This window comes from Lactobacillus sp. HBUAS51381, from assembly GCF_012641095.1.
Taxonomy (GTDB): Bacteria; Bacillota; Bacilli; order Lactobacillales; family Lactobacillaceae; genus Levilactobacillus.
The window spans coordinates 1-202 of the sequence record NZ_JAAVSC010000114.1 but is presented as its reverse complement, the minus strand read 5'-3'; the positions used below and the strand labels follow the sequence as shown (position 1 = coordinate 202).

Here is a 202-nt window from a genome sequence, read left to right as displayed (position 1 = left end):
GGGCCCGTGGCGTACGGCGCATAGTGCAACACTTACCTACACGTTAACGAATAGAAAACTGGAACGTCTTGGGCTAATCAACTTGACCAAAACGCTCCAGCTTATTCAAAATGCTTAAGTTACTGAACCGCCGTATACGGAACCGTACGTACGGTGGTGTGAGAGGTCGGTAGCCGAACTAATCGGCTACCTCCTACTCGAT

The 202-nt window shown here is 50.0% G+C and carries 1 pseudogene; it reads left to right on the top strand.

The features are described from left to right. Positions 1-118: pseudogene (locus tag HEQ50_RS12855) on the top strand (reverse transcriptase/maturase); the annotation flags it as partial. Positions 119-202 lie beyond the last annotated feature (84 nt).